Here is a 22732-nt window from a genome sequence, read left to right as displayed (position 1 = left end):
AAATCAGGCGAATTTTAACCATTTTTATTCGTGAACCCATCTCGTGCAAATCTCTCTATAACACTCACCACTTTGGACGCATGACTTTGGGCACAAAACACTCTCGACTGACATCGCTGGCACTGAGAACCCTACTCAGTTTTTTTGCGGTACTATTCATACTACAACCTGCTACTGCCAGCACTTACACGCCACCACCAACGCAAAATGAAGCTGACTTCCAGAAGTGGGTGACTGACTTTAAAAAGCAAGCACTCAAGCAGGGTATTTCGCAGAAAACATTAAATATTGCTTTCAAAGACGTCCATTTGAATTTACGTGTATTGGAGTTAGATAGAAGACAGCCTGAGTTCGCCCAAACTTTTTGGCAATACTTCAATCGTGCCGTCACTAACTGGCGTATCGTGAAAGGAAAATTCTTCCTAAAAAAATACCAAGCAGAGCTCTCTGAAGTCACAAAGAAATATGGCGTACCGGAGCGTTTTCTGGTCGCCTTCTGGGGTATGGAAACCAACTTTGGTGGTTATACCGGCAACACGCCTATTATCGAGTCGTTAGCGACACTATCCTACGACGACCGCCGCTCCAGCTTTTTCACCAAGGAGTTAATTAGCGCTTTAGAAATCCTCGACCAAGGCAATGTAACGGTCGATGAAATGAAAGGCTCTTGGGCAGGTGCCATGGGGCAATGCCAGTTCATGCCAAGCAACTACCTGAAATACGCCGTGGACGGTGACAACTCAGGTACCAAAGATCTATGGAACAGCTTGCCTGATGTCTTCAACTCCATGGGCAACTTCCTTGAGCAACTGGGCTGGCAACGCGGTGAAAACTGGGGAAGAGAAGTTGAACTACCGAAAGGCTTTGATCTAACCCTTGCGGATGGCAAAACCAAACATCCTCTTGCCTACTGGCAAAAGCTTGGAATCAAGCTAGCAGATGGTCGACCTTTACCGAACGAAGTCATGGATGCAGCCCTTGTCTTGCCTTACGACTACCGTGGCCCTGCATTCCTAGTGTATGACAACTACTTCGTCATCAAGCGCTGGAACCGTTCGGATAGCTACGCCCTCGCCGTTGCACATTTGGCTGACCGCCTTGTTGGCCGCCCGGAGCTGACCAAAACACAACCTAAAGATGATCGCTCGCTTTCGCATCAACAAATCATCGAACTACAAGATCGCCTCAAACGGGATCACTATGACATTCAGGTTTTGGACGGCATTATTGGTGGAAAAACTCGCCAAGCGGTTCGCAATTATCAAATCGACCACAACCTACCGCCGGACGGCTACCCTTCCTATCGAATGCTGGAAATCCTGAGAAAAAATCAGGGAGATAATTAAGCGTCTTTCCCTTTACCGGGATAACGCTTTTTATAAGCTTATTTTCGAATTTAACCTATTGAATTAAAAAGGTTAAAATAGGCATTAACGAGATTTAATGCTTTAACGATAAATAATAAGAATTGGTCACAAATGACATCCATGCCATCTTTCGACACATCCACTATTGATACAGACATTCGGTCAACGAACCAATCGTCTGCGGCCTATCCCAGCGCCTATCAGTTTTGGAAGTTGATGTGCAAGCTCACCAAACTCAATAATGAGGAAGTGAAGCAAAAGCGTTCTTTCGCCCTCAAAGCCTCAGATACTCAGCCTTAAAACAAAAAAATCTGCCAGGTTGGGGATAGTTTCATACCCCCAACCTGGCAGATTTTCACGATGAAAAACATCAAAGAACCTTGTTATTCGGTTTCTTTTGACTTCTTAGAAAAGAACTCTGACCAGAGAAGAATAACCGCGCCAATCGAAATAGCGATATCCGCGACATTAAAGGTCGCATAGTGCCACAGCCCGATATAGAAATCGACAAAGTCTGTCACTCTGCCTTCAATCAAGCGGTCAATCACATTGCCCAACGCACCGCTTAGCACCAAATTGATACCCACGACTTCCAAGGTCCATTTGCTTGGCAAACGTTTTAACCAGAAGATAAGCACCAAACTCACTGCCACCGCTAAAGCAGAAAACAACCAGCGTTGCCAGCCGCCCATATCTGCCAAGAAGCTGAATGCCGCACCTTCGTTATACACCAACGTAAAGTTTAAATGTGGCAATACCGCAACCGGCACACCAAACTCCAGCGCGCTATTCGCCCAGTACTTAGTGAGCTGATCCAACACAATTACCAACAGCGCTAGCCACAAAGTGACTAGTCCGGTTGAGCGCCATCCATTCATTGAGTTTGTCAAATCTAAACCCTATGCAAAATGGCGCGTTTCGCCGTCACCATGAACGTTATCAATACAACGCTGGCAAAGCTCTTCATCTTCAGAATGCGTACCGACATCTTCTCGGTGATGCCAGCAGCGACCACACTTCGGTGCATTTGTTGGTTCTACTTTAACAAACACATCATCACAGTCAGTCCCTTGCACAAATCCAGGCACCGCAATAATGTCATCATCACCATAGTTTTTAAGAGTTGCTTCCGATGTAATTAAAACAAAACGCAATTCATCCCTCAGCAAGGCTAGCTTCTCATGCAAAACATCATTACATGCTAAAGTCACCTTTGCTGTTAAAGATCCTTTTATTTCACCTTTATTGCGAAGTTTTTCCAGTTCTCTTGCTACATCTGAACGCACCAACATTACTGTATTCCAGAACTCTGAATTCATCGTCTGACTTTCGTCCAGAGCCGTCAAACCTTCATACCACTGCTCGACAAAAATTGTCTTACTGCGATCTCCCGGCAAGGTTGCCCAGATTTCTTCTGCGGTAAAGCTCAAAATCGGTGCAATCCAACGCGTCAGTGCTTCCACAATATGGTACAGCGCTGTTTGTGCTGAACGTCTTGGCAAGCCATCTGGCTTACAGGTGTATTGTCTATCTTTGATGACATCCAGATAGAACGCCCCCAAGTCCATAGAACAGAAGTGGGTTACCGCCTGATAAATTGCATGGAAATTATAAGCTTCATAAGCCGCGATAATTTCTTGCTGCAAGTTGTACGCACGACCAATAACCCATTGATCCAATGGCAATAAGTCAGCATAAGCTACTTGGTCCGTCTCTGGATTGAAGCCATTGATGTTCGCCAACAGGAATCTTGAGGTATTACGAATACGGCGATATGCATCTGCCGTACGGCTAAAGACTTCACCTGTTACCGTCATTTCATAACGATAGTCCACCGCAGAAATCCATAAGCGCAAGATGTCCGCACCATATTGATTAGAAATATCCTGTGGCGCAATACCATTCCCCATAGACTTAGACATTTTCTTACCATCTTTGTCGACAGTGAAACCATGAGTCAATACTTGCTTGTATGGCGCACGACCGTGAATCGCTAAGGAGGTCAGCATCGAAGACTGGAACCAACCTCTATGTTGATCCGACCCTTCCAGATACAAGTCTGCTGGCGAGTGCAATCCGTCTCGTTGATCCAGTACTGCATAGTGGGAAACACCAGAGTCAAACCAAACATCCAGAATATCGGTGACTTGCTCATAATCATCGGCTTCATCCCCTAGCAAAGTGGTAACGTCTAGGTCATACCAAGCATCGATAGAGTTTTCTTCAACCATTTGAGCGACTTTTTCCATCAACGCTAAGGTGTCCGGGTGCATTTCTCCCGTGACTTTGTGTACGAAAATAGTGATAGGCACACCCCAGAAACGTTGTCTGGAAATACACCAATCTGGACGGTCTTCAACCATGCCTTCGATTCGATTTTGCCCCCAATCTGGCATCCATTGAACTTGTTTGATTTCCTTCAAAGCATCGTCACGCAAACCTGCTTGGGTCATACTGATAAACCACTGAGGCGTTGCACGGAAAATCAATGGTGTCTTAGTTCGCCAGCAATGCGGATAACTGTGAGTAATCACTTCGTGATGAACCAACGTCTTATGTTCTTGCAACACTTCAATGACATGATCATCAACTTTAAGAACGTTCTCACCTTCAAACAAAGGAGTTCCGGCAACGAAATTACCATTGCCATCAACCGGACAATCGACTTCCAGGTCATACTTCAAACCAACGGCATAGTCTTCCTGACCGTGACCAGGTGCGGTGTGTACACACCCGGTACCCGCATCAGTCGTGACGTGGTCACCCAAAATAATTGGCACAACTCTGTCATAAAATGGATGCTGTAGACGAATAAGGTCAAACTGGTCACCACGACCGTAAGCAATCACACGATAAGTTTCGAAGTCCCATTTGTCCATCACGTCTTTCAATAAGGCTTCGGCCACAAACAATCTTTCTGGTCCGTGCTCACCGGTCACTTGTACGACAACATATTCCAACTCTGGGTTAATAGAGACCGCTTGGTTAGCAGGCAGTGTCCAAGGCGTGGTTGTCCAGATAACAACCGATAATGGCCCTTCACCCAAATGATCTTCGACATGATGGCAACGTTTAAAGAATGCTTCTTCATCTAGCACTTTGAAGCGCACATCAATCGCATGTGAACGCTTATTTTCGTACTCTACTTCAGCTTCCGCCAATGCAGAATGCCCACCAACACTCCAGTAAACAGGCTTGGTACCCTTAACCAAATGACCGTTTTCAATCATTTTCGCGAGGGCACGAATCTCATCCGCTTCGTACTTGAAATCTTTCGTCAGATAAGGATTTTGCCAATCTGCCATAATCCCCAAACGCTTGAAATCCTTCATTTGCCCTTCAACTTGTTTCTGAGCGTAGTCGCGGCACGCTTGACGGAATTCTGTAGCGTTGATCTTCTGACCAACTTTGCCCTTTTTCTTCTCGACATTCAGCTCAATCGGCAAACCATGACAGTCCCAACCCGGAACATAAGGCGCATCAAAACCGCTTAAGCCTTTTGACTTAACAATGATGTCCTTCAAAACTTTATTGATCGCATGCCCAGTGTGAATATCGCCATTTGCGTATGGAGGGCCATCATGCAGGATAAACTTCGGACGCCCTTTCATAGCATCACGCACGGTTTGATAGAGTGCTTGAGTTTCCCATTGTTCCACTTGATTCGGCTCACGATTCGGTAGGTTACCGCGCATCGGAAAATCCGTTTCAGGAAGGTTTAAAGTCGGTTTATAGTCTTTGGCCATAATCTGCTTCTAAGTTTCGTTAAGTCGTTAAATCAAATTTTGAAAATTCGGTTTCGTTTCGGTTAATTTCTAAGCGTTTAATTTAGGTTTAAAATCTGTTTGGCTTGTTGCACATCTTTCGATATCTGGTCTTTCAACGCATCCAGCGAATCAAACTTCATTTCAGAACGAATGAACTGATGCAACTTCACGCCAACGTGACAGCCGTAGATGTCTTTTGTCCAGTTAAACAAATGCACTTCTATCGAAGGGCGAAGCCCATCAACTGTTGGACGCACGCCAATATTAGCAATACCCGGCCAATCTTCATCTGCCAAGCCTGAAACATAAACGGTATAAACGCCCTCTACAGGCATTTGCAACCGCTTAGGGTTCAAGTTCAGCGTTCTAAAGCCCAGCTGTCGTCCCAGTTGTTTGCCGTGGATCACTCGGCCCTTAAAGTAAAAAGGCTTGTTCAACAAATGCTGAACCAAGTCCAAGTCATGTGCGGCCAGTGCTTGTCGAATACGAGTGCTGCTGACTCTCTCTCCCTGATGCAGCAGCGTAGACATATCGTCGACCACAAAGCCATGCTTTTTCCCGCTGTCCACCAAAGTTTGGAATGAGCCTTCACGGTTCTTGGCAAAACGAAAGTCGTCTCCAACCACCAGTTGCTTTACATTCAGCCTCTCCAGCAACAGCTCCTCGACAAATGCATTGGCACTCATCTGAGCAAAACGTTCGTCGAACCGGCACACCAGAACATAATCAACGTGGGTATTGCCAAAAGCATCCAGTTTTTCACGAAGATTCATCAATCTTACCGGCGCTTTTTCCGGCGCAAAAAACTCGATTGGCAAGGGTTCAAACAACATCACGATACTAGGCAGACCAGCCGCTGCAGCATCAGCCGCAACCTGATCTAAAATCTGCTGATGTCCAAGATGAACACCATCGAAATTTCCAATCGTCAGCACGCAGCCTTTTTGGAAGGCATGACTTACTCGATCCAAATTATGCAAGCCGCGAATCAATTGCATAGCAGCAGTGTTTTCAACCTTGTTTTCATCAATCACTAAATCAAACTGTAAGCCTGAAATTATAGCTCATTCCATCTAACATGATTTTGCTAATATTCAAGGAATTTATACTTTTACGAGTGTTTCAAACTATGACAATTACGCTGAATTTCTTTTCCATTGTGACGGGCGCAGACCCAGTATTAGCAAGGTCAAAAAATACACTGCTACAGCGCCCACTACCAGCGCAGCCAGCCACCCCAAACGATCCCAAGCATCAAACGCCAACCAAACATTATCAGCAGGCGTCAAACCATATAAAAATAAAATCAGCAATAGATTAGCGACCAACACCTGAACCCCAAACTTAGACCAGCCCGGTTGATGAAAAAACACGCCGGACTTTCTCAAATGGTAATAAAGCAACCCAGCATTGACGAAAGCAGCAATAGAAGTGGCCGCAGCCAAACCGACGTGTGCAAAGGGACCAATTAAAATCAGATTCAAGGTAGTATTCACAACCAATGCAATGACGGCGATTTTGACAGGGATTTTCATCTCTTTTCTCGCGTAGAACGCCGGGGCTAAAATTTTCACCAAAATAAAACCAAGCAATCCAAAACCATAGGCAACCAAACTCTTACTTGCCATCATGACATCATGATCACTAAAGGCACCATAGTTGAATAAACTCACCAACAATGGCTGCGCCAGCATGACCAACCCTAAGGTCGCTGGCACCCCTAAAATAAAGACCAATCTAAGTGCGCCATCCAGATCCTCTCTAAATCCTTCCCAATCATCATTCGCCGCTTTTTTAGATAACCCCGGCAACACAACTGTCGCCAGTGCAACCCCAAATACCCCCAAGGGAAATTCCATCAAGCGGTCGGAATAATAAAGCCATGAGACTGAGCCGGTGACCAGAAAAGATGCCAGTACGGTGTCGATCAATAAATTGATCTGCGCAACCGATACCCCAAACAGCGCCGGCAACATCAAGCGCTTCACTTCATGTACACCCGGGTCGTCATATCGTCTCGGTTTTGGTAACAAACCGAGCTTCATCAAAAAAGGTACATGGAACAAGAGTTGAACGACACCTGCAACCAACACCCCCCAAGCCAACGCCATAACAGGCACCGACAACAAAGGTGCCACCCATATAGCGAAAGAAATCAGCACCAGATTCAAAAACACTGGCGTGAACGCCGGAACGGCAAACTGGTTATAAGTGTTAAGTATCGCAGAGGAGAGTGCTACAAACGAAATCAACAGTAAGTAAGGAAAAGTAATGGAAAGCATATCGGACGCTAGCTTGAATTTAACTGGATCATCAATAAACCCAGGGGCAAACACCATCATCCAGATGCCGGAACCGAAAACACCCAACACCGTCAGTGCCAGCAATATACTACCTAGTCGGAAACTGATTGCATTCACCAAATGCCTAACAGCATCCAGTCCTTTTTTTTCTTTTGCCTCTGCGAGAACCGGCACAAACGCCTGCGAAAATGCACCCTCTGCAAATAGTCGTCGAAAGAAATTAGGGATCTTAAAGGCCACAAAAAATGCGTCCGCGCCGGTGGACGCCCCAAAATAGCGAGCAATCACCATATCTCGGACAAAGCCAAGTACACGGGAAATCATGGTCATGCTACCCACGGTAGCAGTGGCTTTTATCAACCTTTTCACAAAATTCCTTTGTTATGAAAACGAAACAACATCCTTAAAAGATGCTTTGCAAAATCATAGCAGTAGTTCGCTAAGTGATAAACCGAAAACCCAATAAAAGCGTACATATCTTTGGAATTTCGATTTTGACGAATTTCAGGCACAAAAAAACCGGGATATACCCGGTTTCTTTATAATTGCGTTAGCAATTACGCCATAGCTTTGATACGAGCGTTTAGACGGCTCTTGCTACGAGAAGCTTTATTCTTAGCGATAATGCCTTTACGAGCCATACCATCTAAGCTTGATTGAGCAACACGGAATGCAGCAGTTGCAGCTTCCTTGTCACCAGCTTCAACTGCGTGAAGAACTTTCTTTACAGTTGTACGCATTGCAGAACGCATGCTAGCGTTATGTTGACGATGCGCTTCGGCTTGACGCGCTCTTTTTCTAGCTTGTACTGAGTTTGCCATTTAAATTTGTCTCCAAAATTTGGTTATTTCAATCGTTTAATATCGATACGCATCGACAAGTCATTGCTTTGAAAGGGCTAAATCTTTCTGCAACAACTATAAATGTTTGAAAGGATTGCGAAATTATCCACACCGAACCACCCTCTGTCAAACTTATTTTGCTGAAAACCCCTATATATAAACAATTAATTTTTTGTGCGAAGACTTTTTGCTGCTAAAGCGTAATAAAGTTGATAGAGCCCTTCTCTAATCACTTTAAAACCACACACAGAAAACCCTAAGGAGAATACGACAATGAATATCTCTAGCACCGTGAGTCAAATGATGTCTGCGACAGTCAGCCAAGCGACACAAAATGGACAACAAAACCAACAAACCTTGACGGATGACCAAAAACAGCAGGTCAAAGACACCCTATCCAACTACGACTCCAGCAACATCACACAAAGTGACTTCGAGTCCATCTTCCAACAGTTCCAACAAGCAGGCATCCCAATGGGAGACAGTCTAAAAAGCACGGTTGAATCTGAGGGATTTGATTTCTCATCCAACATTCAAGCAGAAATGCAAGCTAACGGCATGCAACCTCCTGGCGGCAGAATGCCTCCTCCTCCGCCACAACAATCATCAAGTTCCGATTCAGATTCCGATGATTCTTATAGCCAACAACTAAGCGATTTGCTGACCTCTTATGAAAACGGCACGGCAACACAAAGTGACTTTGAAGCTTTCATCAACTCGATCAAAGCCAACTCCAGTAGCACTACTGGCAATATTTTTTCAACAACCGCCTAAACGGCTGCTAAATGGCCTTCAGGATAGCACTGATTTTAAGTGTACTTTTTCCAAGGTACACTTAATATAAAACTATGCACAAACTAACCGATAAAGAACTCCTCTCACTCATACAGCAAGGAAGCCATCTGGCCTTCGCCGAATTGGTGGAACGCCATTCCGAGAGTTACTACAGACTTGCGTTTCGTTTTACCAATGACAACCAGCAGGCCGAAGATATTGTGCAGGATGCATTCATAAAACTATGGGAACGCCCGAAACTATGGAACGAAAATAAACAGACACAATTTACAACTTGGTTCTATCAAGTCATCATTAACCGATGCTTGGATTTGAAAAGAAAAAAACCACACTTTCAAATCGAATCCATTAATGAGATAAACTTGCCCGCCAACCACTCTTCTCACGAAGAGCAATTGGTGCATCTCGAAATGCAAGTCCAATTGGAAACCCTTATTAATGAATTACCCTCTCGGCAAAGAGTTGCGCTCAACCTATGTTTTTTTGAAGACATGAGCAACCAAGAAGCCGCGGATATTATGAATTTAAGCCTTAAAGCCTTGCAATCACTTATCATGCGAGGTAAAAACAATATAAAAAATAGACTCAATAGCAATATTTCAAATTGAGGACAATAGAAATGAAACCAGAACAAACACCTTTTACCGATGCTCATATTGATGCGATTTTACAGGATCGAAAACTTCCCAATGTTTCAGAAAGCTTCTCGAAACGCATCATTGAAAAAGCAGAAACCGTCCCTCAATCCGAACCAACATGGTTGACCATATGGTCTGAGATTACTTTTATCTGGCAGTCTTGTTTTTCATTGTCTCCAGCAAAAATCGCTCTGCCTGTTTTTGTGGTGGGCATATTAATTGGCGGCTTGGGTGCACAAGATACCACGCCACAAACTATAAGCAGCTACTTTAACCAAGCATACCAATACGGATATACACCATGACACAACGTTGGAAATACATCATTGGCTTTTCTGTTTTACTGAACGTGCTTCTAATTGGCGTTTTGATAGGAAAAGCAACCTCACCAGCTTTTCCCAGATTTCCACCACCTAGCATATTTAATAAAGACTCGGAACTGAGAGTAATTATGGAAAAGAGCATGCATGAAAACCGCCCTATTGATCTTCAGATCATGGAAACAAGGCATAAGATAAATACGCTTTTATCCGCTAAAGAAATCGACCATGCTCAATTTGAGAAGCTGACAACCGAGTTAACCAACCTACACAACCAGAAATTTAAGAACATAACTGAAGCCCTTTTTCAAACAGCATCTAAACTGTCTCTAGAAAAAAGGCAACAGTTGGTGGAAGAACTTGAACATCTTCCACCACCACCCGGCTTCAAATGATAAAGAATTGCATTACGACATGGAGGTTGTAATGCACCATTAACAAACAAAACTGACCATTCTCTTAACACATTGCAAAAAAACCTTCTCCTCAGCACACTTAAATACACCAACTATTTTGAAAATAAAACATTAATAATTATGGTGTTAATCTTGCTTACTATTTCATAAAGGGCGCAACTCAGTCGTTGTATTTTCCTCTACAAGCTATTCCAAGATAGGCGCAAGGCAAATGAGTGAACAACCTGTCGACATTCTATGGGTTCTATTCAGTGCAGTTCTGGTCGCAATCATGCAACCAGGCTTCACTGCGCTTGAAGCTGGCGCCACCCGAACGAAAAACTCCATCTCAACCGCCATCAAGAACTTTAGTGATTTTCTAATCGCTTTCATGATTTTTGCCATCGTCGGTGCTAGCATTATGCTCGGCAAAAGTCATGATGGTTGGTTCGGCTGGAGCCCTGCTTTCTTTTACGAGAGCAGCCTATCCAATACCACTCTAATGTTATTTCACGCCATGTTTGCCTCGACTGCTGTCACCATTATTTCAGGTGCCATTGCTGAAAGGACTAAATACTCGTCATACTTAGTGATTGCCGTGATCGTTTCCTTGTTTATTTACCCGATTCAAGCGCATTGGGCATGGAACGCCGAAGGCTGGTTAGCGCAACTCGGCTTCATTGACTTTGCCGGTTCCACCGTTGTGCACTCGGTTGGTGGCTGGGCGGCCCTGGCAGCAATCTTAATCATCGGTCCACGCATTGGCCGTTTTGATGATGGAGTGCATAGCTTTGACCAATCCAATCTCGCTTTTAGCGCACTGGGTGTGTTCCTAATCTGGCTGGGTTGGATTGGATTCAATGGTGGTAGTGTTTTGGCGCTGAATGCCGTAACTGGTTTAGTCATACTCAATACGCTAATCGCAGGGTGTTCTGGCGGACTGGTTGGTTTAGTATTGGGCAGGCTGTCTACCCGATATTACCAGGTCAACGATATTATGAACGGCGTCTTATCGGGATTGGTTGCCATCACTGCCTGCGCTCATATTGCCACTAGCTCTTCGGCAATGATTATTGGCGCACTCGGTAGCATTGCCTATTTAATCGGTAAGGCCGTATTGATTAAACTGCGTATCGACGATGCCATTGATGCCGTTCCGGTACATCTGTTTGCCGGCATCACCGGAACACTCGCCGTGGCCTTTCTTGTCCCGCCGGAACAAATGCTTCAACAACTGGAATATCAGTTAACCGGCATTATCGCGATTGGCGCCCTATCGTTTGGTGTCACTTACCTTCTATTGAGTACCATCAACCACTTTTTCAAACTACGGGTATCGGAAACGGATGAAATCCTCGGCCTCAATGTCACCGAACACAAAGCTTCAACTTCCATGTATGACTTGGCAAGCGCCATGAACATTCAGGCTAAAGAACAGGACTTCTCTAAAAAGATTTTGGTGGAGCCTCAATCAGATGCCTATTTAATTGCGACCTATTACAACCACGTAACCCAGGCCTTCAACCAGCTTAGCTCCGAGAAGGAAGCCTTGCTTGAAGAAACCTACAAAATGGCTCATTACGACCTGCTGACTGGCCTCGCGAAGCGCAATGTATTATCAGACACATTGAGCCGAACACTATTAAGAATGGAGCGCCAGTCACAAGCCAACGCGTTACTCTTCGTCGACCTCGATGGTTTTAAAAATATCAACGACCAATATGGACATGATGCGGGAGACATTGTGCTAAAAACCGCTGCCGAGAGAATTCTGTCGTCCATTAGAAAGTCCGATCTTGCTTCAAGGTTTGGCGGCGACGAATTCGTGATTTTGCTGGAAAACATTCAGAACGATAGTTTTGCTGCGCAGGTCGCTGAAAAAATTATTGAGGTATTGCAAGAACCTATGACATTGACGGATGAGATTTCCGGCCATGTCAGTGCTTCTATTGGATTGAAAATATTCGATGAAAAATCAAATGTGTCTGTTGACTCCATTTTAAAGGATGCGGACAACGCCATGTATGAAGCAAAACGAAGAGGAAAAGGACAATGGGTCGTCGCTTAGTCAAAAAAGAAGGTGTCTATGCACTACTCTCGGTGATATGGATGGTTTTGCAATACCGACCAAGCTCGGTAAATCTGCTCAGCCACCACTACCCTGACCAACGGATGCGGCAGCGTGAGTTTCGACAGGCTCCACTTCCATCTGGCACTCGCAATCAAATCTGCCTGTAAACCATCTGGCCCGCCCACAATCAACGCTACATCCTGACCGGAACTCAACCACTCATCCAGTTTTTGTGACAGTTTTAAAGTCGTCGGCTGCTCACCATGCTCATCCAATACGACCAGTTGAGCATTTTTAGGCACGGCTGCCAAGATACGTTTTGCCTCGTCTTCTTTGTAACCATCGACACTACCCGTTTTGCCACGAGTCGCCATCGGCAGTTCCACCAACTTCAAAGAACAGGACTTCGGCAGGCGTTTCACGTATTCTTGGTAGCCTTCCTGAACCCACTTGGGCATTTTTTGCCCAACCACAATAAAATGAATAATCATAAACAATCAATTTTCAGCGGACACACTCCTGAAAACCCAAAACAACCTTTTAGGCTAACCTGAGCAAAACTTTACCGCATCAAGCTTTTGCTGAGCTGACCATTTCCTGGGCTGAAGGCGCTTGCCACAACTTTTCAAGCTGGTAATGCGCACGGGCAGATTCCGTCATCACATGAACCACGGCATTTCCGAGGTCAACCAGCACCCAATCAGGTTCAGGACCCGCTTCCACACCTAACGGCGCTTCGTTGATGTCCTTAAAAGCTTGAGCAACAGCATCACCCGTTGAACGCACATGCGTGGAGGAAGTTCCTGTCGCTACAATCATTCGGTCAGTAAAAGAACAAAGCTCTGTCACATCCAAAACCTGAATGTCTCTGGCTTTGCTGTCTTCTAAGGTTTTGACAACCAAGTCTTCAACGTTTTTGATATCCATTTTTTTGCGTAGTCCCTCTTATTGGTAAAGTTGGTGTTCTTTAATATAGTGCGCAACAGATTCCGGCATCAGATAGTCCACCGAATCGCCATGACTCAAGTAGGAGCGTAAGGCGGTTGCACTTAAATCCAGTTGTGTAATCGGCAAATCCAATATTTGCCCTGCGTCCTGCGTTAAATTCGGTACCCACCGCTGATGAAACAATCGACCGATTTCACCTTCGGACGGCATCGGCTCTCCCGGACGGTGCGTCACCACCAAGTTTGCCAGCGCCAAAATACCTTGCCAGTCATGCCAAGTGTCAAATTTCGAAAAGGCATCCGACCCCATCATCAGCACAAAAGTTGCATCCGGTTCGCGGGCTTTGAGCGCACGCAGAGTATTCACCGTATAAGACGGCCCACCCAGCTCGATTTCTATTCGATCCAGTTTGAACTTGGGTTGATTGTGAATCGCCAACTCAATCATTTCGCACCGTTGCTCGGCAGAAACTTGAGGCGTATCTCTATGGACAGGACGATAAGCAGGAATAAACCGCACCTCGTCTAAATGAAGTGCATTCAAAGCTTCGAGCGCAGGGCGAAGATGACCAAAATGAATCGGGTCAAAAGTGCCGCCGTTAATGCCGATTAAACGTTTAAGTTGCAAATAACCATCTCTTTTTTGGCTTTGAGAGCTTTGCACGAGTGGGGCACATGTTAAAAAAGAGATAAAATTTTTCTGAATTAGGCGAAAAGGGAAGCTAATAGCTAGCTATTGGCGAAGTTTTCAACGACATTCAGGAGAATTTTAGCCATTTTTAGCAGTGCATCCACCTCATGCAAAGCTCTCTTTGTTGTTATTATAACAATTATGACCCAAAATCATAACGCTAATCCCACCATACCAGACGCTTTAGAACAAGCTCTGTGGCAACGCCTTTCCAGCGGCGCTCGCTATAAAGAATATGACTTGATGCGCATACTGGTTGAACAGGGCTTTGCGCAATTCACGCCTTCGCTCGAACCACTGGAACTTTTCCGCGCCCATTTCCTACTCTTCCACCTACTCTATCGCTTGCAGGACAAATGGATTCAAGAAGAAAAAGGCACGCTTGCCATTCACAGCTTGGAAATCCGTTTACTTTCTATGGATAACGCTTCCAATAACGATCTAGCAAACCTGGCAGATTTTGGTGAGACACCAGAAGAAGTGAAAGACTATTACTTAGACTATGAAACATTTATCAAGACGCAAGAAAAGGAAGTCATCGAACTATTGGATAGCTTCTGGCAAAGTTTTGGCAAATTACCATCCATGCCCTCTACCCATATCAGCATTGAGGAATCTATCACCATCCTGCAAATCAATGACGACTTGAGCGCCGAGACGATCAACCGACAATTCAGAAAACTGTCGCAAATCCACCACCCGGATAAAGGCGGCCAGCCGGAAGACTTTAGAAAATTATGCGAAGCGCGTGATAGATTGAAAAGGGAAATTTAGAAAGACCCAACCTGGTAGATTTTGTATTGAAAATCTGCCAGGTTGGGATAGAAATGTGGATTACTGACGAATGTGCCCGTCACCCAATACGATATATTTTTGAGAAGTCAGTCCCTCCAACCCAACAGGCCCTCTTGCATGGAACTTATCGGTACTAATGCCGATTTCCGCGCCCAAGCCATACTCAAATCCGTCAGCAAAGCGCGTTGAAGCATTCACCATTACCGAGCTGGAATCCACTTGCGCCAAGAAGCGGCGTGACGTGGTGATGTTTTCTGTAATAATCGATTCGGTATGACCGGAACTGTATTGAGCAATGTGATCCATCGCCTCATCCACGTCCGCAACCACTTTGATCGATAAAATAGGCGCCAGATATTCGGTTGCCCAATCTTCGTCGGTTGCCGCTTTCATCTCGACAATCGCACGAGACTTTTCACACCCACGAAGCTCAACCCCTTTCTCGGCATAAGCTTTAGCCAGAATCGGTAGTATTTCCTGAGCGCGACTTTCGGCAACCAACAGGGTTTCCATTGCATTACACACGCCGTAACGATGCGTTTTTGCATTAATGGCGATTTTTACCGCTTTGTCGGTATTAGCATCATCATCAATATAGACATGACAGATACCATCCAAATGTTTGATAACCGGTACACGGGCACCTTGGCTGATACGTTCAATCAGACTTTTGCCGCCACGAGGGATAATGACATCAATATAGTCAGGCATGGCAATCATCTCGCCCACCGCTTCACGATCAGTGGTTTCCACCACTTGCACCGCCGCTTCCGGCAAACTTGCCTGTTTCAACGCCTGTTGAATACATGCCGCCAAAGCATGGTTCGAGAAATAGGCTTCTGAACCGCCTCGCAAAACAGTGGCATTACCCGACTTCAAGCACAAAGCCGCTGCATCAATGGTCACATTCGGACGCGACTCATAAATGATACCCACCACCCCTAAAGGCACGCGCATCTTGCCGACCTGAATGCCCGAAGGCAAATAAGTCATGTGCTCAATTTCGCCGATTGGATCTTTCAAACCTGCAATCTGGCGTAGCCCTTCGGCCATGCCTGCAATCGTTTTGTCTGTCATGGTCAGGCGATCAAGCATGGCGTCATCCAGCCCTTTCGCTTTACCGGCTTCCAAATCTTTTTTGTTTTCCGCTTTCAGCGTTTCCGCTTGCGCCAGCAAAGCGTCAGCAATACTCAATAATGCACGGTTTTTCTGCTCAGTGGTCGCCACCGCCAACTCACGGGAAGCCTTGCGCGCCTTTTGCCCGAGGGTTTGCATCATTTGCTGAATATCATTGCTCATTTCTTTTATCTCTTTGTTTTCTTAATAGTTTCACACAGAACTAAAGCCGTCATGAGAAATCTAAAGTCAAGGCGCTCCGGAGAAAATTTTGAAGACATATCATAAAGATAGGCAAAAAATTTTCGAGGATGCAACGCAGAATTTAGGTTTCGCAATAGGCTTTATTGCGAGATTTTAAACACCAAGTTCGACAGGTTCACCCACTCATCCCCTTGGCTCAATCCCTTTATCTGAAAATCTATCTGCATTGCCAACCCCAACAACGATTGCCAATAACTTAAATTATGCCTTCTCAAAGCGGCATTGAATTCATTTTGCTTTGAAGACCAAATATTCAATTGCTTGTAGGCTTGCGCCAAATTCATCGTTTGTTGCTTTTGACTGACGGCAATCAACGAGCGCAATTCTTTGGACAACAACCACAAAACAATCGGCGCTTCCAAGCCCTCTTGCTGCAACCGATGCAATATCTGCAAGGCATATTGCGTTTTACCCAACAACATCGCCGTGCTCAGTGCAAACAATTGATAATGCGCTTGGTCAGCGACCGATTGACGAATATTATCAACCGTCAACTGTGCGCCCTGTGGAAACAACAGCCCAAGCTTCTCCAACTCTTGATCTGCCGCCAGCAAGTTCCCTTCCACGCGTTGCGCCAACTCCGCGGCCGCTTCGCCATCCAACTGTAAACCGATGTCAGCTGCACGCTTCTGGCACCATTGAATCAATGCATTGCCTTCTATCGGCTTGGATTGCACCACCAGCCCCTGGGCTTCAATTGCTTGATACCACTTGGCTTTGGTTTGGCGGCTATCCAGTTTTTCACAGGTAATCACCACAACGGTTTCCAAATCCATCACTTGCTGCTGTTGATTCAGCCAGTTACGGATAAACTCACCGCCTTCCTTTCCGGGCGTGCCTTTTGGCATATCCAGCTCGATAATGCGTTTGTCCGCAAACAGACTCATTGCCTGAGTATCCATTTGCAAATCCTGCCAGTTAAACTGGCCTTCAACATCATAACGATCGCGCTGCATAAAGCCTTGCGCTTTCAGTGCTTCTCGCAACGCATCCAGAGATAAGCGAACATAAAGCGGCTCTTCACCATAGATCAACACCAGAGGCTTTATCTGAAAACCCGGTTGTTGAGCCTGCCTGATAAATGCCGGTGCGGTAATCACGAATCTGTCGCTTTCTTCTCTTGTTGTTTAGCAGGATGCATCAAGGCATAAGCACGGTTCAACCGATCCAATACTTGCAAAGCAACTTCAGACGCCATTTGGCGTTGAATCGATTGTAATTCACGGCTGGAAGCCTGTGCTTGTGCGGCATTCACACTGCGATCACGATAAGCCACGGCTTGTGCCTGGATAACACTTTCTTCAGTCGCCACAACTTGGGCGTTGAACGGCTGAATCATTTTCAGCAACTCACCGGACACATCCCCTTTACCATCTCTAGCGGTAACGGAAGTGCTCATTTGAGTCGCCTGCAAATTCAGCACCAGCTCGGCATCGGCCAAGTTATCGACAACCTTAATACCCATGGCCTGCAATTGCTGACTCAGCACCTGTGCGACATCACTTCTTACGCCAGGATTTTGTACAATCTTGATGCTTTGATAAGTCGCCGTGGCTGCATCACCCATGCCTTTCAAATGGAAACCACAGGCAGACAACAACAAAGTCGCCGCAAGCAATCCCGCGAAGGCAATAGGCTTGATACCCCCAACCTGGCAGATTTTTGTTGCGACTCTTGTCATTTTCTATCCCTTAACAACGATATTAACTAATCGTCCCGGCACTACGATTTCTTTAACGATTTCAAACCCTTCAATAAACTTGGCGGCCTGTTCATTGGCTTTTGCGGCGGCGATAATTGAATCTTTATCGGCATCGGCCGCGACTTCAATCTTACCACGCAGCTTACCGTTGACCTGAACCATAATCTCGATTTCATCTTTCACCAAAGCGTTTTCATCGACTTCAGGCCAAGCAACATTCAACACCAAACCATCATGCCCCAACATTTCCCAAAGCTGCTGAGAAATATGCGGGGTCATTGGTGACAACATCAGCACCAGCATCTCCAGTGCTTCTTGCATGACTGCCTTATCTTCCTCACTCTCAACTTGATAACGGGAAAGTTCGTTCATCAATTCCATGGTTGCCGCAATCGCCGTATTGAAGTGCATTCTGCGCCCAATGTCATCAGACACTTTCTGCAAGGTTGCATGCAGTTTCAAACGCAAGGCTTTTTGCGTTTTGTTCAGACCATCTTGTGAGTGACATGCCGATGTGTTTCCACCGTCAACATGTGCTACCACCTGACGCCAAACTCTGTTCAAGAAGCGGTAAGCGCCATCCACTGCCGAGTCAGACCACTCCAGCGTTTGTTCTGGCGGCGAAGCAAACATGATATACAGTCTCAAAGTGTCCGCACCATACTGGTCGATCAACGTTTGCGGGTCGATACCATTGTTCTTCGACTTGGACATTTTAATCACGCCACCGTAGCGCACTTCTTCACCCGTTGCTTTCAACTTACCGGAGACAATACCGCCCTTCTCATCAGAGACCGGCTCGACATCCAGCGGAGAATACCAAGTTTGCTTGCCGGAGGCATCTTGTTGATACCAGCTTCCGGCAAGAACCATTCCTTGCGTCAATAAGTTTTTAAACGGTTCGTCGGATAAAACCAAACCTTCATCTCGCATCAACTTGTGGAAGAAACGCGCGTACAACAAATGCAAAATCGCATGCTCGATTCCACCGATATATTGATCGACCGGCAACCAATGATCTGCCGCTGCTTTATCCAACATCGCATCATTCGAGTTTCTTGATGTATAACGCGCGTGGTACCAAGAGGACTCGAAGAAGGTATCGAACGTATCAGTTTCACGTTTCGCTGGGCCACCACACTGTGGACACGAGCAGTTCTTAAAGCTGTCCAGTTTCGCCAATGGCGAACCTGCACCATCCGGCACCACATCTTCCGGCAAGCGTACTGGTAAATCTTTTTCAGGGACCGGCAACGCACCACAAGCCGGACAATAAATGACCGGAATTGGACAACCCCAATAACGCTGGCGAGAAATCCCCCAGTCACGTAGACGGAAGTTGGTTTGCTTTTCACCCAAACCAAGTTCACCCAAGACTTTTGCCATCTCGTTCAAGGCTTGTTTCGAGCTCAAACCATCGAACTGACCGGAATTAAACAACACCCCTTTTTCAGGGTAAGCGGCTTCAGAAACATCCACATCGTCCGCATCTTTCGGGCGAATAACCAACTTAATCGGCAAATCATTTTTTTTCGCGAACTCGTAATCGCGCTGGTCATGTGCAGGTACTGACATCACCGCACCGGTTCCGTAACCCATCAACACGAAGTTCGCCGCCCATACCGGAACAGTCTCGCCCGTGATTGGGTGTTTAACGCGAATACCGGTATCGACCCCTTTCTTCTCCATGGTTTCGATATCCGCTTCCGCAGTGGAAACGTGAGAACACTCTTCAATAAAACGCTCTAAAGGCTCGTTATTAATCGCCGCTTTTTTCGACCAAGGATGATCTGCCGCCACCGCAACATAAGTCACCCCCATCAAGGTATCCGGACGCGTGGTATAGACTTTTAGATTCTCCGCACCCGCTTCTAGGCCTGACGCTAACGGGAATTGGATTTCCAAACCTGTTGATTTACCAATCCAGTTCTTCTGCATGGTTTTGACCTGCTCAGGCCAACCTTCCAGTTGATCTAAATCTCTTAGCAATTCATCCGCATAATCGGTAATCTTCAAAAACCATTGCGCGATTTCTTTACGCTCAACCGGCGCACCAGAGCGCCAACCTTTACCGTCGATAACCTGTTCATTCGCCAATACCGTTTGGTCAATTGGGTCCCAGTTAACAACCGACATCTTGCGGTAAACCAATCCTTTTGCCATCAAGCGCGTGAACAACCATTGTTCCCAACGGTAGTATTCCGGGTGACAAGTCGCGACTTCACGCGACCAATCGTAACCAAGCCCCAACGCCTTTAACTGGTTACGCATGTAATCAATGTTTTCGTAAGTCCATTTGGCTGGCGCGACATTGTTCTGCATGGCCGCGTTTTCCGCAGGCAACCCAAATGCATCCCATCCCATTGGCTGCAATACGTTTTTGCCTTGCATGCGTTGGTAACGAGAAATCACATCCCCGATGGTATAGTTGCGCACGTGCCCCATATGTAGCTTTCCACTTGGATATGGGAACATCGACAGGCAGTAAAATTTCTCTTTACTGTCGTCTTCTTTAGCAACAAATACCTGATGGTCGTCCCAGCGTTTTTGAATCTCCGCTTCGATGTTTTGGGGTTGATAATCGTTATAAATTTCTTCAGCCATTGACTTCGTTCTTTTATGATAAGATGCGTTAAAAATAAGACAAAAATTATAACAGATTTGGAGAAATAAAATGGCCGACAATAAAATGCTTGAAGCCTATCGCTACCTTTTGGAAAAAGCGAAAGAAGAGCTGATCAAAGCAGACATGAAAACCTGGGAACTTCTCGGGCAAGCTGTCGAAAATATTGAAGAAAAAGAATCGATTCTGGAAGAGTTGACGGATGAAGAAATGGAACAGGTTCGCAAAGACCTGAAAGCAGACTTGGAAGCCGTTGCCGAAAACCTGTCTGAGTACCAACAAGGCGTAGAGAATTTCCTGGAAATGGAACTGCCGATTTTGGAAAGTTACTTGGAAGAAAAAGCACTCAGTCTTGCTGACCCGACAGACCTGATGTTGTTGCGTTTGCGCATGAACGCTGCCATGCACAAAGGCCACTAAGCCAAAACGCTCAATACCCAACCTGGCAGATTTTAGTGAAAATCTACCAGGTTGGGTAGAACGTCTCACTCAGCGGAAACAGCCTTTTTCCGTGACTTATAAAGTCTTGCCCCTAGTACAAACACCAACCCAATCGCCATCAATATCTGAATCGGTAGCAGTTTCCACTTAGCAAAGAAAGTTTCGCCAACATAAGGCTGTACATCGCCTTTCAATACGCCGGCTTTATAGGCAGGAATTTTGGCTTTGATTTGACCATCCACACCGACAATCATGGTATAGCCGGTATTGGTACTACGAGCAATTTCACGCCCCAACTCCAGCGCGCGCATTTGTACGTCCTGCACCTGTTGTGCAGGCTCGAAAGTATGGGCAAACCACGCATCGTTACTCACCGTAATCAGGTAACGCGTCTTCGCGACGGTTTTTGCCATCTCATCGCCAAACGCAATTTCATAGCAAATGGTCACACCTGCCATTTGCCCCCCCAACTTCATGGGCTTATTCACCACATCGCCTTCGCTAAACTCGGAGAATGGAATATTGAACAACAAGCTCAATGCCTTGAAGAAATTGGAAAATGGGAAATATTCGCTGAATGGCACCAAGTGTTTTTTGTAATAAAACTCTTGAGGATTACGAGCGTTCACCAGCGCGTTGTAATATTTTTCATGGTCGTCTGTTCGGGCAATCACACCGAGCAAAATATCTTTCTCAAGTAATTTAGCATCACGAATAAAGGAATTTAAAACACCCTCTTGTACCAAATCGAAGTAGGCAGGAATCGCGGTTTCTGGCCAGACAATGACATCCGCATCCATGCTCTTTTTCGTCAAACTGACATAGGTTTTCATCGAAGGCATGAACTCGGATGCAAGCCATTTTTTATCTTGCGGAATATTGCCTTGAACCAACGCCACCTTGATAGGTTTTCCTTCTGGATGCACCCAAGTGATTTGTTTCAGGCCAGCACCCAACAACCAAATACAAGCAAATGCTGCACTGATGGGTAGCCATAGTCTCGACTTGAGCAACAACACAAACAACCCTGCGGAAGTCGCTATCGCCCAACTAACACCCAACACACCAAACACCGGCGCATAACCATCTAACCAAGTACCTAGGTGCGTGTTACCCGCCAAGAGAAAAGGAAAACCGGTAAACCAAGAACCACGAATCCATTCCATCAACACCCAAACCAACGGCATCATTATCGCCAGATCGATCCATTGTCTGTCTGGATTGGTTTGCTTGAGTTTCGCAACGATTAACCCGGCGATTAAGAGATAAAGCGACAGGAACAGAACAAAAACAAAGGTCGCCAAAGCGGAAGTTATGATGTTCATGCCAGAGTAGAAGTACATACTGGAAAATAGCCAGCTAGTCCCTAAACCGAACATACCCAACCCGAACCATAAGCCGATACGCATGGCTTCAAAACTGGTTTCAGCTTTTTGCCATAAGAAAAACAACCCCATCAAAGCTGCCAACATGGCCGGCGAAATATTAAAGGGCGCAAACCCCAGGACACTTGCCGCTCCCAATACCAATGCATAGAGGGCAGAACGGTCAGGATTAAAAACAGTAAAAGGCTTTGCAATCGCTTTAAAAAATTTCATGAACAGTTCTTCAAGTTAACATAAAAAAGGAGCAACACTGCTCCTTCCATTTTTATC

General features: G+C 45.7%; 22 protein-coding genes. 9 read left to right on the top strand and 13 right to left on the bottom strand.

Features of this window, described 5'->3' with window-relative positions:
• The first annotated feature begins 80 nt into the window (after positions 1-80).
• The gene (locus tag F8R13_RS07070; protein ID WP_152833010.1) at positions 81-1346 is read left to right on the top strand and encodes a lytic murein transglycosylase; all 1266 of its coding nucleotides are present in this window, start codon (positions 81-83) and stop codon (positions 1344-1346) included.
• A 132-nt stretch (positions 1347-1478) separates the two neighbouring features.
• A complete protein-coding gene (locus F8R13_RS07065) occupies positions 1479-1667 on the top strand; it encodes a hypothetical protein (RefSeq protein WP_152833008.1) in 189 nt (62 codons plus the stop codon).
• A gap of 83 nt (positions 1668-1750) precedes the next feature.
• Here the strand turns inward: F8R13_RS07065 and lspA are convergent, their stop codons facing one another.
• The 5 genes from lspA to rpsT all read right to left on the bottom strand — a co-directional run bounded on the left by lspA (position 1751) and on the right by rpsT (position 8258).
• Positions 1751-2245, bottom strand: coding sequence for a signal peptidase II (gene lspA / locus F8R13_RS07060; protein ID WP_152833283.1), 495 nt, complete (start codon positions 2243-2245; stop codon positions 1751-1753).
• 21 nt (positions 2246-2266) lie between these two features.
• Positions 2267-5113, bottom strand: coding sequence for an isoleucine--tRNA ligase (gene ileS, locus F8R13_RS07055; RefSeq protein ID WP_152833006.1), 2847 nt, complete (start codon positions 5111-5113; stop codon positions 2267-2269).
• A gap of 77 nt (positions 5114-5190) precedes the next feature.
• Positions 5191-6168 carry a bifunctional riboflavin kinase/FAD synthetase gene (gene ribF / locus F8R13_RS07050; protein WP_371414918.1) on the bottom strand — a complete coding sequence of 326 codons (978 nt, stop codon included), beginning with the start codon at positions 6166-6168 and terminating at the stop codon, positions 5191-5193.
• A gap of 102 nt (positions 6169-6270) precedes the next feature.
• A complete protein-coding gene (gene murJ, locus F8R13_RS07045; protein WP_371414917.1) occupies positions 6271-7806 on the bottom strand; it encodes a murein biosynthesis integral membrane protein MurJ in 1536 nt (511 codons plus the stop codon).
• A gap of 188 nt (positions 7807-7994) precedes the next feature.
• Positions 7995-8258: a 30S ribosomal protein S20 gene (gene rpsT, locus F8R13_RS07040; protein ID WP_152833004.1), complete on the bottom strand. Its 264-nt coding sequence runs from the start codon at positions 8256-8258 to the stop codon at positions 7995-7997.
• A 294-nt stretch (positions 8259-8552) separates the two neighbouring features.
• On the opposite strand from rpsT, the gene F8R13_RS07035 reads away from it, so the two are divergent.
• The 5 genes from F8R13_RS07035 to amt all read left to right on the top strand — a co-directional run bounded on the left by F8R13_RS07035 (position 8553) and on the right by amt (position 12495).
• Positions 8553-9053 carry a hypothetical protein gene (locus F8R13_RS07035; protein ID WP_152833002.1) on the top strand — a complete coding sequence of 167 codons (501 nt, stop codon included), beginning with the start codon at positions 8553-8555 and terminating at the stop codon, positions 9051-9053.
• A gap of 74 nt (positions 9054-9127) precedes the next feature.
• Positions 9128-9682 carry an RNA polymerase sigma factor gene (locus F8R13_RS07030; RefSeq protein WP_152833000.1) on the top strand — a complete coding sequence of 185 codons (555 nt, stop codon included), beginning with the start codon at positions 9128-9130 and terminating at the stop codon, positions 9680-9682.
• An 11-nt stretch (positions 9683-9693) separates the two neighbouring features.
• Positions 9694-10017 carry a hypothetical protein gene (locus F8R13_RS07025; protein WP_152832998.1) on the top strand — a complete coding sequence of 108 codons (324 nt, stop codon included), beginning with the start codon at positions 9694-9696 and terminating at the stop codon, positions 10015-10017.
• Complete coding sequence (locus F8R13_RS11570) at positions 10014-10427, top strand: periplasmic heavy metal sensor (protein ID WP_152832996.1); 414 nt, start codon at positions 10014-10016, stop codon at positions 10425-10427. The genes F8R13_RS07025 and F8R13_RS11570 overlap by 4 nt, the downstream gene beginning before the upstream one ends.
• A 232-nt stretch (positions 10428-10659) precedes the next feature.
• On the top strand, positions 10660-12495 hold the full coding sequence (gene amt, locus F8R13_RS07015) for an ammonium transporter (RefSeq protein ID WP_152832994.1): 1836 nt from the start codon (positions 10660-10662) through the stop codon (positions 12493-12495).
• A gap of 23 nt (positions 12496-12518) precedes the next feature.
• Here amt and rlmH read toward each other — a convergent pair whose 3' ends face one another.
• The 3 genes from rlmH to nadD form a co-directional block, all read right to left on the bottom strand.
• Positions 12519-12989, bottom strand: coding sequence for a 23S rRNA (pseudouridine(1915)-N(3))-methyltransferase RlmH (rlmH, locus tag F8R13_RS07010; RefSeq protein ID WP_152832992.1), 471 nt, complete (start codon positions 12987-12989; stop codon positions 12519-12521).
• A gap of 79 nt (positions 12990-13068) precedes the next feature.
• A complete protein-coding gene (rsfS, locus tag F8R13_RS07005; protein WP_152832990.1) occupies positions 13069-13425 on the bottom strand; it encodes a ribosome silencing factor in 357 nt (118 codons plus the stop codon).
• Positions 13426-13443: 18 nt separating this feature from the next.
• Positions 13444-14073: a nicotinate-nucleotide adenylyltransferase gene (nadD, locus tag F8R13_RS07000; RefSeq protein ID WP_152832988.1), complete on the bottom strand. Its 630-nt coding sequence runs from the start codon at positions 14071-14073 to the stop codon at positions 13444-13446.
• 204 nt (positions 14074-14277) lie between these two features.
• On the opposite strand from nadD, the gene F8R13_RS06995 reads away from it, so the two are divergent.
• Complete coding sequence (locus F8R13_RS06995; RefSeq protein ID WP_152832986.1) at positions 14278-14910, top strand: DNA-J related domain-containing protein; 633 nt, start codon at positions 14278-14280, stop codon at positions 14908-14910.
• Positions 14911-14970: 60 nt separating this feature from the next.
• Here the strand turns inward: F8R13_RS06995 and F8R13_RS06990 are convergent, their stop codons facing one another.
• From F8R13_RS06990 to leuS, 4 genes are all read right to left on the bottom strand, one after another.
• Positions 14971-16239, bottom strand: a complete 1269-nt coding sequence (locus F8R13_RS06990) for a glutamate-5-semialdehyde dehydrogenase (protein ID WP_371414927.1) — start codon at positions 16237-16239, stop codon at positions 14971-14973.
• A 152-nt stretch (positions 16240-16391) separates the two neighbouring features.
• A complete protein-coding gene (gene holA / locus F8R13_RS06985; protein WP_371414916.1) occupies positions 16392-17411 on the bottom strand; it encodes a DNA polymerase III subunit delta in 1020 nt (339 codons plus the stop codon).
• Positions 17408-17992, bottom strand: coding sequence for a hypothetical protein (locus F8R13_RS06980; RefSeq protein WP_152832982.1), 585 nt, complete (start codon positions 17990-17992; stop codon positions 17408-17410). Before F8R13_RS06980 ends, holA begins: the two co-directional genes overlap by 4 nt.
• Before the next feature lie 3 nt (positions 17993-17995).
• Positions 17996-20617, bottom strand: a complete 2622-nt coding sequence (gene leuS, locus F8R13_RS06975) for a leucine--tRNA ligase (protein ID WP_152832980.1) — start codon at positions 20615-20617, stop codon at positions 17996-17998.
• Positions 20618-20687: 70 nt separating this feature from the next.
• Here leuS and F8R13_RS06970 point away from each other — a divergent pair, with 70 nt between their 5' ends.
• Positions 20688-21056: a hypothetical protein gene (locus F8R13_RS06970; protein ID WP_029912739.1), complete on the top strand. Its 369-nt coding sequence runs from the start codon at positions 20688-20690 to the stop codon at positions 21054-21056.
• Between the two features lie 65 nt (positions 21057-21121).
• Here F8R13_RS06970 and lnt read toward each other — a convergent pair whose 3' ends face one another.
• Positions 21122-22675: an apolipoprotein N-acyltransferase gene (gene lnt, locus F8R13_RS06965; RefSeq protein ID WP_152832978.1), complete on the bottom strand. Its 1554-nt coding sequence runs from the start codon at positions 22673-22675 to the stop codon at positions 21122-21124.
• Positions 22676-22732 lie beyond the last annotated feature (57 nt).

The organism is Hydrogenovibrio sp. JE_KL2 (assembly GCF_009296185.1).
In the GTDB taxonomy this organism is placed as follows: domain Bacteria; phylum Pseudomonadota; class Gammaproteobacteria; order Thiomicrospirales; family Thiomicrospiraceae; genus Hydrogenovibrio.
The sequence above is the reverse complement of the archived record's forward strand: the minus strand, read 5'-3'. Positions and strand labels throughout refer to the sequence as shown.